The sequence below is a fragment of the Paenibacillus lentus genome (assembly GCF_042714055.1).
Taxonomy (GTDB): Bacteria; Bacillota; Bacilli; order Paenibacillales; family Paenibacillaceae; genus Fontibacillus; species Fontibacillus lentus_A.
On record NZ_JBHGVC010000001.1, the window covers coordinates 256351 to 267929 of the forward strand.

The 11579-nt window shown below is 43.7% G+C and carries 5 protein-coding genes and 1 pseudogene; 4 read left to right on the forward strand and 2 right to left on the reverse strand.

Going from position 1 to position 11579, the window contains the following annotated elements:
• Nucleotides 1–68: 68 nt before the first annotated feature.
• The 3 genes from ACE3MQ_RS01110 (at nucleotide 69) to ppsA (ending at nucleotide 9178) form a co-directional block, all read left to right on the forward strand.
• Nucleotides 69–4940: an S-layer homology domain-containing protein gene (locus ACE3MQ_RS01110; protein ID WP_379389730.1), complete on the forward strand. Its 4872-nt coding sequence runs from the start codon at nucleotides 69–71 to the stop codon at nucleotides 4938–4940.
• Between the two features lie 402 nt (nucleotides 4941–5342).
• Nucleotides 5343–6293 carry a LacI family DNA-binding transcriptional regulator gene (locus ACE3MQ_RS01115; RefSeq protein ID WP_379389732.1) on the forward strand — a complete coding sequence of 317 codons (951 nt, stop codon included), beginning with the start codon at nucleotides 5343–5345 and terminating at the stop codon, nucleotides 6291–6293.
• Between the two features lie 269 nt (nucleotides 6294–6562).
• The gene (ppsA, locus tag ACE3MQ_RS01120; protein WP_379389734.1) at nucleotides 6563–9178 is read left to right on the forward strand and encodes a phosphoenolpyruvate synthase; all 2616 of its coding nucleotides are present in this window, start codon (nucleotides 6563–6565) and stop codon (nucleotides 9176–9178) included.
• Between the two features lie 134 nt (nucleotides 9179–9312).
• Here the strand turns inward: ppsA and ACE3MQ_RS01125 are convergent, their stop codons facing one another.
• Together ACE3MQ_RS01125 and ACE3MQ_RS01130 are read right to left on the reverse strand one after the other, a co-directional pair.
• The gene (locus ACE3MQ_RS01125) at nucleotides 9313–10107 is read right to left on the reverse strand and encodes an SDR family NAD(P)-dependent oxidoreductase (protein ID WP_379389736.1); all 795 of its coding nucleotides are present in this window, start codon (nucleotides 10105–10107) and stop codon (nucleotides 9313–9315) included.
• Between the two features lie 24 nt (nucleotides 10108–10131).
• Nucleotides 10132–10977, reverse strand: coding sequence for an aldo/keto reductase (locus ACE3MQ_RS01130; protein ID WP_379389739.1), 846 nt, complete (start codon nucleotides 10975–10977; stop codon nucleotides 10132–10134).
• 276 nt (nucleotides 10978–11253) lie between these two features.
• Here ACE3MQ_RS01130 and ACE3MQ_RS01135 point away from each other — a divergent pair.
• Nucleotides 11254–11494: pseudogene (locus ACE3MQ_RS01135) on the forward strand (winged helix-turn-helix transcriptional regulator); the annotation flags it as partial.
• Nucleotides 11495–11579: the final 85 nt, after the last annotated feature.

Here is an 11579-nt window from a genome sequence, read left to right on the forward strand (position 1 = left end):
ACAAAGTGTTATTCTTTAAAAGAGATTAATGACAGCGCTTTCATCAATTTCTTTTGAGGAGGAGAAGTATGTTTAGATCAATTAGGCGGGCTTTGTCTTTATTGTTATGTGTTTCCCTGTTAGGCACGCCACTCACCACTTTTTTACTGGGAACAACACTAGTTGCAGCAACTGAGGCCGACACCTTCCCGGCAACACAAGATGCATTTGTATCGAATTTCAATTCCCAAGACAACACCACGATGGTTAACTCGAACGCAAATAAACTGATATACGGAAAGCACCGCCACGTGTATCTTCAATTCGATTTATCCTCGATAGATACCCAATATTATGCTATTGAAGAGATGCAAATGAATTTGAATTTCAGAAAGAGTCATGCGCCCAATGAACTGATATTCACGGAGAGCGAGTCGACGCTGAGGAATTCCACAGAACCATGGACGGTAACAAATGTCACTTATAATAACCGTCCCTATGATATGGCGGGATCGCCGGTTGTGACAAAGAATGTAGTGTCTACAGGGGAGGAGAATCTCTCTGTGGATGTGTCATCCATCTTTCAATCTGCATTAAGCAGCGGAAGAAAAACGGTAAGTATTCATTTGACAACCGCTAGTGTGAATGACAACACAGTCAATGCCAGCGAGATGTATTCTTCAAGGAATACTTCGGGGCATCCCGGTCCATCCCTGACCGTCACGCTGGGTGAACCAGTTGTAAATGATGGAACCGATAAAGAGGCTCTAAAAGCATTAGTTGCCGCAGCGGAGCAATTAACAGAATCGGATTATGAGATTGACAGCTGGGCAGCGCTCCTGGAAGAAATCCGGCATGCGAAGGGAACCATCCGATCCCCGGTGACGCAACAGGAGGTTGATCAAGCAATGCTGTCTCTGCAAGCGGCTATGGACAGACTGGAAGCTGCCGAGAGGCCTGTTCAAATTTCGGGCCCGAACATGGGCAATTACTTTGATAATAGTAAGCATGCGGCAAAAATTATGAAAATAAAAAATACAGATGGCAGATATGTGAAGGTGGATCCTGTTACTGAAACGTTATCGCTTACGGCTAGCAGGGAAGACGGATCTACCTTTGCTTTGTACGTTCTGGACTACTTCGCTACAGTTGATAAAGCGGAAGAAGAAGTAGGAGCTACCAGGACGGTTTATTCCATAAAATCGCTGGATACAGGAAAATACCTAACGATTCAAAACTACTATACAGCAGAAGAATTCCTGAATAATACGCACAGGTACTTTAATATTATAAGTGGTGCTTCGAGCGGAACCAGTACGGATAGAGTATTTGAAATTAAAGCATCTGCAGTTACCCCGAACTGGAACGAGCGATTTTATATCGACCATTATGCACAGTCTGATTATTATCGCATCTATTCCCATTTGTCCACGATGAGGGATGATTCGGGTTTTGACCGCTTCAACGTTAAGATGACAGAGGATTCTATGCAATCGACCGGCATTGCCCTTGAAAATTCGGAATATCGGTTTTATTTTGAAGAAGTGACTGGTGCGGATTTGTTGGAGGTCAGCCAGAAGGTAACAGGAAATGATGTGCTGCTGCACTGGCGTCCCCTAAATGGGGATACCAACCCTGAAAATTACAGTATCGATCGAGCTGGTACAGAGGTTCAGTTTACGGAAGGACGAATGAAGGCGACAATAGCTGATTTGAGCATCGGCAGCCACAGATTTACTATTACCTACAGTGGCCATGGCATTCAGACAGAATCGGGGGTCGCTGTCAGAATTTTCAGTCATCCGGGTATCCTACATACTCAAGAAGATCTGGATAGCATGAGGCATCATGTTCAGGCCAAAGAAGAACCTTGGTATTCCGATTACCAGAGATTGCAGAACAGTGTTCCCTATCACCTATCCAGCTTCAATTATATGACCACAGCCTTTACAAATGTGGGACGTGGAGGAGCACCTTCGGATTCCGGAAATATCGGTTATTTTGAAAAAGGCGGCACTGCTGCTTATTTCAATGCCTTGCAATGGGTAATTACGGGAGAAGACAAGTATGCGGAGAATGCAGCGGGGATCCTGAGCACCTGGGCGCATACACTTAAGGTTATTGATGGCAGAGACCGAATCCTTGGCGCTGGTATCAATGCGTACAAATATGCCAGTGCTGCCGAAATCTTAAAGTATTATGACGGCGGATATAGCGGATACAGTGATGCTGACTTTCAAGCATTACAAGATATGATGTTAAACGTAGTTTATCCTGTCATCCAGGATGCGGCTGCCCCAATGCTTGCCAATGGCAACTGGGATACAGCGGCTCTGGTCACTATGATGTCAATAGGTGTTCTGTGTGACAATACGGAAATTTATGATCGTGCGATGGCATTATATCAAGATATTCATGTGAACGGGTCGATCTTTGCATATGTGAATGACACCGGACAAACTATGGAAACCGGACGCGATCAAGCTCATGCAATGTTAGGCATCGGATACATGGCTGAAATCTGCATCATCGCTTACAATCAAGGTTCGGATCTGTATTCCTTGTACGATAACAGATTGGCTAAAGCTTTTGAATACACGGCAAAATATAATTTGTATTCGAAGGAACTCTATGGTGAGGATGTTCCTTTTGTCGGGATGCCGAATGTATTCGGTGATCCTGCCAGAGGGTACTATGGGGCGGGTTTTGACAGAGAGTCCAACGGACTTAACCGTGGTGAATTGCGGCCCGTATTCGAACAGGCGCTGGCACTTTACCGCAAGACGGGACACGTTGAGTTGCCATGGACGGAGAGAGCAGCGCGGGCATCCCGTCCTCAAGGCATGGTGCATTTTGATAACCTTAACTTCGGCACGCTGACGCTCTACAATGGCGAACCGCTTCGCTCCAATGAGTCCTATTTTCAGATGCGAACCCGATGGGAGCCGTTGTATCAGAGAAATTGGAGTATGGTGGATGGACAGAGAGTCGCAGAGACATTGAATTCTTATTATGATATCAATGAAAACGGTGAGCTAGTGACCAGTGTGATGAAGCAAGCAGCACCATTTTTCCAAATGACTGCCAATAGCGACGGTACCTATGCAATCAAGCTGGTCAAGACAAATACCTATTTGTCGGTGAAGGACGAAATGGTTGATGGTAATCATGTGATTAAAGCGGATGCTGCTGTGATCGGAGAAAATGAAAAGTTTATTCTTCGCTCCAGCGGGGTCGGCCCATTCGCTCTAGCTTCACCCAAGTACGACAATCGAATCGTATATCAACAAGCTTCTGGTTCAGGAGCTAATGCGGTTCTGACTCTTCGATTAGGTTCTAAGCGTTTGGAGCAAATCACGGATGTTCCTGATATTACAACGAATGAAAGACTAATTTTTATGTACAATATTGCGGATATCGCAGTACCAGGCAGAGCAACAGGGATCAAACTGAATGCTGCTAAATTGGAGCTGTCCGTGGGTCAGCAGGAGCAGTTAACGGCAACGGTACTGCCTGAACATGCATCTAACCGGAATGTTGTGTGGTCTTCTGCCAATTCGGGAGTTGCAGACATCGATCAAAATGGTAATGTAACCGCTGTGGCAGCAGGAAGTGCAGTCGTTACGGCGACCTCGGAAGACGGCGGTTTTACGGCATCAGCAACCGTGGAGGTGAAGGCAGCTTTGCCAGAGCCCGGGAATCCTGTAGAAGGTGGATCACCAGCACCTCCGTCGTCCTCATCGGCATCTGTTCCGACAGTTACTCCAACACCTGTGCCGTCAGAAACAGCAGGATGGGTTGACAGCGGAAAAATAATCCTCAGGCCTGTGATAGGGGCACACGGAATTGCAACGCTAGAATTGAATTCCGGGATCGTGAAGGACGCCATTGCAGAAATAACCGACGGGGTCCTTCGCATCCAGGTTCTCTTGTTGAATTCTGCGGAGCAAGTGAATGTTACACTACCGCTGGCTGAAATCAAGGTGAATGAGAATTTGAATCGAATTGAGCTTGATCTGGGGCAAGCCAATGTTTCGGTATCGAGAGATCTTATATTCAGAAATAGAGGTTCAACTGCCGAAAAAGCAATGATTTCCTTGAGAAAAGCTGACTTAGCAGACTTGAAGAATGATGATTCGCTGGGAAGCCTAAACGCGGATGAAGTCTACGAAATCAGAATTGTGGTGGACGGTAAGGAGATTGACAAATTCGACACCCTGGGAGATGTGCGCGTTGCCCTGAAATATAAACTTCAAGATGGAGAAAGAGCCAGTCAGATTATCCTTTATACGATAAATGCTTCAGGAAAGCTTGAAATTGTCAATAACGCGATCTATAATCCTGTCACTGAACAAATGGTGTTCAAACCGCTGAAAAACCAGAAATTCGTGGTCGCATTCCGAAATGTTCAGTTCAGCGATGTTACAGGCGGCTGGGCCAGAGAAGCGATTGAAGCGTTAGCAGCACGGGGTATTGTAAACGGAGTGGGTGATGGAACGTTCCGTTCAACGTCTCAAGTGACCCGAGCCGAGTTCCTCACCATGCTATTGAATACCTTCGAATTAACGACTTCTAATTTGGACTCAATACTATCGTTCAAGGATGTACCACAGGGCGCATGGTACGCGGATAAGGTGGCTGCAGCATACCGGCTCGGAATCGTGAACGGACGGTCAGATGGAACCTTCGGTGCGAATAATATCGTTACTAGAGAAGAGATGGCTGTATTGGCATATCGCGCGGCTTTGGCTGCAGGGTTAGGCTTGAATGGATCGGATACGGTAACGGTCTTTGAAGATCACGATCAGATATCATTGTACGCCCGAGAAGCAGCAACAGCGGTGCAAGCTGCAGGAGTAATCAAGGGTATGGATAATGGTAGATTCGCTCCGAAAGGCACTGCGTCCAGAGCGGAGGCCGCAGCCATCATCTACAGCTTGCTTCAGGCAGAATTAAATTAATATATTGGTATTTTGAGATTATTAGGCCCAAGTGGTTCCCGAACTGTTCGACGGACTGCTTGGGCTCTACTTGTTGAATTTACAAGAAATCTTGGTTTATTGCGATTTCCGCGCCAACTACAAGCGCTTACAATTTAAGTATCAACCAGTTCTGCCAAAGCATAACGCCTAATGCCGGAAGACAAGTACTCGCATTCATAACCGATTAGCCAATATCTTTCCAAGATTCGGCGGAACAGAGCAGGGCCTCGTTGCCGTGGAGTCTGCTGGTGTTTTCAATGAGAATGAGTTTTGAGTGTATAATAAAGCTGTGGACTGCTGCTGACTTAGTCTCTGGTTGCGGGAACACCGTAGAGTCGCAGCGGACGCCGGATACAAGATGAGATATAGGAGAAGGTGACTATGGCAAATATTAAAGATATTGCAAAGCGTGCAGGAGTATCCGTATCGACTGTATCTAGGGTGCTGAACCAGCATCCATATGTGTCTGAATCGAAGCGGGCAGCCGTGCAGCTTGTGATTGATGAATTGGACTATACCCCAAATCGCTTAGCCGTCGATTTAATTCGTAAGGAAACAAGAAGTATCGGTGTGATCATGCCGTACAACAACAATCAAGCCTTTGATCAATTGCTCCATGGTGTACTCAATCGATCGGTTGAGCTTGATTATACCGTGACGGTTCTGCCTACCAAGTACGATCCGAATAAAGAGCTCAGCTGCTTAAATATGCTGAAAAATAAACAACTGGATGGAATCATCATTACCTCTCGTTCGAACACTTGGGATGCGATTATGCCATATACCAAGTACGGGACGATCGTGGCATGCGAGTTTACGGATCATCCTGAGATCGGCTGTGCCTACATGGATCGATATGCATCTTACATAGACACGTTTCAATTGTTAAAGGAGAAAGGGCATACCCAAGTCGCTTTTACGACAGCAAGAGGAGAAGAGAGCAATAGTACGAAGCTGACGATAAAAGCGTATCAGCATATCTTTGGTGATTTGCCGCCGGAATACCATATCAGGGACTGCTACAGCATGGATGACGGGGTAAGAGCCGCTCAACAACTGCTTCATATGGATCCTAGACCAACCGCAGTTTACGCGAACGGCGACGAGGTGGCTTCAGGAATCTATCAGCATGCAAGGAGCCTACAGCTTAGAGTCCCGGAGGATCTGGCGATTATCGGCCAAGAGAATCAGCCTGTTGGAATTGGGTTACGCCTCTCTACGGTTGATCATCAATTAGTGAAAGTCGGAGAACAAGCCTTTGATCTAACCATTAAGAAATCAAAAGATAAGATAGAGATTCCTTATAACATCATTGTACGGCAATCGATATAGCTAGGATCGCCAGGGAACTATGCAGTGACGAAAGTTCGGCTCAAACGATGGTTTTTATGCCAACAATGATAGCAGGAATCAAAAAAAGAACCTGAGTCATACAATCAGGTTCTTTGATATTGCATATAAACAGACACGATGATATAATCAGATCGCGACTCACATATTTAAATCAGACACATTTAACGCATCTTACAATCTAAGTGTATCATGCAGAAAAACTCTTGTCAAATGTTTTTTCTTAATTTATTGGTTAGGAGAGATGTTGAATGAGTTCGTTGGTTCTCGATTTTCAGGAAATGAAAAAAACGCAGCTTTGGCTCGTTGGCGGAAAAGGGCTACATCTAGGGGAATTATCAAAAATTGAAGGAATACAAGTTCCCGAAGGATTTTGTGTTACAACCGTGGGATATGAAAGAGCCATCGGACAAAACGAAACGTTTCATGCTTTGCTGGGTCGACTAACCATGCTAAAAGCAGAAGATCGAGATCAAATTGGTGAAATCAGCAGGAAGATCAGACAAACCATTATGGATGTAGAAATTCCTTCCGATGTCGTGACAGCAGTAACTCACTATCTCTCCCAGTTTGGGGAGGAACATGCTTATGCAGTACGTTCTAGTGCGACTGCAGAAGATTTGCCGCATGCCTCTTTTGCCGGTCAACAAGACACCTATTTAAACATCATCGGCGTCGATGCCATCTTGCAGCATATCAGCAAATGCTGGGCTTCCCTATTTACAGATCGCGCGGTCATCTACCGTATGCAAAATGGATTTGACCACAGGCAAGTTTATTTATCCGTAATCGTTCAAAGGATGGTTTTCCCACAGGCTTCAGGGATTATATTTACCGCCGATCCGATTACCTCGAGCCGAAAGCTGCTATCCATTGATGCCAGTTTTGGACTTGGTGAAGCGCTGGTCTCTGGGTTGGTATCTGCCGATAGTTATAAAGTACAGGAAGGGGAGATCGTCGATAAGAGGATAGCAACCAAAACATTGGCGATCTATGCACGAAAAGAAGGCGGAACAGAGACCCGACAGATCGATCCCGATCAGCAAAAGACTCAAACCATTACTGATGAGCAAATTCTACAACTGGCACGCATCGGGAGACAGATCGAGGCTTTTTTCGACCAGCCCCAAGATATCGAATGGTGTTTGGCCTATGATACCTTTTATATTGTTCAGAGCCGGCCAATCACGACTTTATACCCCATCCCTGAAGCCAATGATCAGGAAAATCGCGTTTATGTATCTGTCGGTCACCAACAAATGATGACAGACCCCATAAAGCCATTGGGGTTGTCTTTTTATCTGTTGACGACTCCTGCACCCATGCGTAGAGCTGGTGGAAGGTTGTTTGTTGATGTTACCCCTATGCTGGGCTCACCTGTCAGTAGAGATACTTTATTAAATACCCTGGGCCAATCCGATCCGCTCATCAAAGACGCCCTTATGACCATCATAGAGCGAGGAGATTTTATAAAATCGTTACCAATTGATAAAAAAGAACTGAGTTCTAATAAAAGCAATAAAAATATGCCGTCTGCGGGTGATGGAGCACCCATCGAATACGACCCGGCCATCGTTTTTGATTTGATTAAGCGTACTCAAGCATCGATCGAAGAGTTAAAGCAAAACATCCAAACGAAATCAGGATCCGATTTATTTGACTTTATACTGGAAGATATCCAGCAACTAAAGAAGATTTTATTTGACCCGCAAAGTTCGGCTGTAATTATGGCTGCTATGAATGCTTCAACATGGATCAATGAAAAAATGAACGAATGGTTAGGTGAAAAAAACGCAGCAGACATACTATCTCAATCCGTACCAAACAATATTACTTCGGAAATGGGGCTGGCGCTACTCGATGTCGCAGATGCGATACGTCCTTATCCTGAAGTCATTGATTATTTACAACAAGTAAAAGATGATCACTTTTTGGATGAGCTGGTTAAGTTGGATGGCGGGCAGGAAGCCCAAGACGCGATCTATGATTTTCTCAGCAAATACGGCATGCGATGTGCCGGAGAAATCGATATGACTAGAACTCGTTGGAGCGAAAAGCCAATTACACTTGTCCCGTTGATTCTGGGTAATATCAAAAACTTTGAGCCTCATGCCAGTCATCGGAAGTTTGAGCAAGGGCGACAGGAAGCTTTGAAACAAGAACAAGAGTTATTGGATCGATTGAAGCAATTGCCGGACGGTGAACAGAAAGCCAAAGAAACCAAACGAATGATCGACCTCATCCGTAATTTTAGCGGGTATAGGGAATATCCAAAATACGGCATGGTTCATCGTTACTTCGTTTATAAGCAGGCTTTGCTGAAAGAAGCCGAACGGCTCGTACAAGCTGGCGTTATTCAAGACAAAGAAGATATATACTACCTCACTTTTGACGAACTTCACGAAGCCGTATGTGCCAATAATCTGGATGTCCAGATCATCAGCAAACGAAAAGACGAGTACAAATTATATGAAAAACTAAATCCGCCACGTGTAATCACGTCGGATGGTGAAATCATTGCAGGGGAGTACAAACGAGAAAATCTCCCAGCTGGAGCTATTGTAGGTCTGCCTGTTTCTTCCGGAGTGATCGAGGGACGAGCACGTATCATCTTAAACATGGAGGATGCGGATCTAGAACATGGAGATATATTAGTCACCACCTTTACAGACCCTAGCTGGACACCATTGTTTGTATCCATAAAAGGGCTCGTCACAGAAGTGGGTGGACTGATGACCCATGGAGCCGTTATCGCACGTGAATATGGCTTGCCAGCAGTTGTTGGTGTGGAGAATGCTACTAAACGGATAGAAGACGGGCAACGAATTCGCGTGCATGGAACAGAAGGGTATATCGAAATATTGTAATGGCTAATAATCTGTTATTTTATGGTGGAGCTGTTTTTAAAGAAATATAGCAATGAACAGGTTCCCAATGACGTCTTAGTGGGGACCTGTTCATATTTTTTCACAGAGGTAGAGCATCCGCTAAAATTTGTTTATTAAAACACACTACGCACTAATCCTCCGTCTATTCGTAACGCGGAACCATTCATGGCCGAAGAGAGAGGACTGCTTAAGAAGGTGACAAGATGTGCAATTTCTTCTGGCCGAATAAGCCTTTGAATAATGGAGGTTTGCCGGTTCTCTTTCATAAATCGTTTTTCTGCTTCTTCCATTGTTAATTTCTCATTGGGATAAAGGCTATTTAACATTGTTTCCACTCCCTCTGTTAAAGTGGAACCAGGCATAACCGTATTGACAGTCACATATGTCCCTTTAGTCAACTCAGCTAAACTGCGGGAGAGCGAGAGCTGCATCGTTTTGGTCGCGCTATAATGAGCCATTTCTTGAGATGGCATAATCGCTGCTTCGCTAGCAATAAAGATGACTCTGCCTTCTTTTTTTTGAATCATTTGTTTTAGGTAATGGCGAGTCAAACGGACACCACTCATGATGTTGACTTCAAATAGTTTGAACCAATCTTCATCAGAGATTTCAAAATATTCTACAGGCTCAAATATTCCTAGATTGTTAATAAGAATATCTACTTTAGAGTATTTCTCAATAACTTTTTGACATCCTTGCTCTGTCCCTAGATCAGCGACAACGGACTGAAGGATAGCGTCAGGATACTTTGCTTGAATTTCTTGTATAGTCTGATTTACTTTTTCTTCGCGGCGTCCATTAATAAGTACAGTGGCACCTTCATCGACTAGCGACATGGTGATTGCTTTTCCAATTCCTGCTGTAGACCCAGTAACCAGCGCCGTTTTTCCTTGCAAATTCAATTGCATGTTTGTCCCTCCGAGATCGTGTTTTTAAAAGTCAAAATTGTCCGGATCTGGACCAACTCGATAGTTCTGATTCAAGTCATTAATTCGTTTCATTTCTTCTTCCGTTAACTCAAAATCAAATACCGTTGCATTTTCAACAATTCGATGTTCTTTTGTAGATTTGGGAATGGTTACAACGCCGTTTTGTAAGTCCCAACGTAAAATGACTTGCGCAGTAGATTTGTCATACTTATTAGCGATATCTTTCAGAACCTGATGATCAAGTAATTGACCCTGCATTAATGGAGACCAGGCTTCCAATTGAATTTCATGTTCTTGACAAAACGACTGAAGTTCTTTTTGGGTTAAACGGGGATGGTATTCCACTTGGTTCACCATCGGTTTCAATTCTGCATCTTTCATTAAGTCTTCGAGATGATGGATTTGAAAATTGCTTACCCCAATAGCTTTTACTCGTCCTTCTTTATAAAGAGTCTCTAATGCTCTCCATGCATCTTTATATTTACCTTCTACAGGCCAATGAATAAGGTATAAATCCAGATACTCTAAACCAAGTTTATTTAGGCTCGCTTCATAGGCAGCTATTGTAGATTCATACCCTAAATCGGCGTTCCAAACTTTCGATGTTACAAATAGATCTTCTCTGGAAATTCCGGCTTCTTTCATCCCTTCACGGATACCTAATCCGACTCCCTCTTCATTTTCATAAATAGCTGCAGTATCAACACTGCGGTAACCATGTTTTATGGCTGTTTTTACAGCATGAACTAACTCAGGCCCTTCTTCTACTTTAAACACCCCGATACCAAACCAGGGCATTTTAACACCGTTATATAAAATAGTTTTATCTTGTAAGTTTTTGGATATCATAAAAATGCCTCCCGATGGTTATAAATTGAAATTGGTTTCGATCTGTATTACTGTCTATGTGTTATCAACCATTAGTAACTAGTCTGAGCTGATTGCGGAATGTTGTGATAGTAAATGGAAATAGCACTAGAACAGCGATCTTTCGGTACTAAATTTGCGCTGACAGTAGCATTACCAACAATAAAAAAATCATACCCCAAAGCAATAAAGCTTAGCACGACTGCAAGCGATATAAATAAAAGAGTACGGTGAAAATCATCCTGCAAATGTTATTGTTTGATGCCAAACATTACACAAAAAATGCTAACCCAGCAATTACGTGAGTTGGAGGAAGATTAATCGTATTGTTCATAATCAAATACCTCCGAAAGTTGAATATGAGCTCAGTGAATATGGGTGGAGTTTACAAGATATTTTAAACTCTTTATGTGTATGGGGAGAAAAACATATTACCAAAGTATATGGTGATAAATTTGCTGTATTAGAGAAGAACGTTTTAAATGATAAACTGAAATAACATACCTTGAATAAATTAGACTCTTTAATATGGAACAATAGTGAAGAGTTGTAGCAGCCTTGGACTGCTGAAAGGAGCAATTATT